1 protein-coding gene is annotated in these 240 nt (G+C 38.3%); it reads right to left on the bottom strand.

Features of this window, described 5'->3' with window-relative positions; all coding sequences use genetic code 11:
- Positions 1 to 240 (bottom strand): hypothetical protein (locus N7568_RS30940; protein ID WP_261612358.1); only part of this gene is annotated, 240 nt, incomplete at both ends.

Raw genomic sequence — 240 nt, 5'->3', positions numbered from 1 at the left:
CGACCAACCAGATAAATAAAAACAAAAAAAACCCCCCAAACCCAAAACCAAAACCCAAAAACAAAAAGGCAAAAACAAAAAAAACACCCCGATTTTGTTCTTTTTAAAAAAAGAAAAAAAAAACCCCACACAAAACGGGAAAATAAGCACAACAACAAAACCCCCCACAAACCACCACCAAACCCCCAACCCCCCAACGACAAGAAAAAAACCACAAATAAGCACAGCGAAACAACGGAA

Origin of the sequence: Paenarthrobacter aurescens (assembly GCF_025421775.1) — a bacterium.
GTDB classification, from domain to species: Bacteria; Actinomycetota; Actinomycetes; order Actinomycetales; family Micrococcaceae; genus Arthrobacter; species Arthrobacter aurescens_B.
This window is presented reverse-complemented; position numbering and strand designations above follow the sequence as displayed.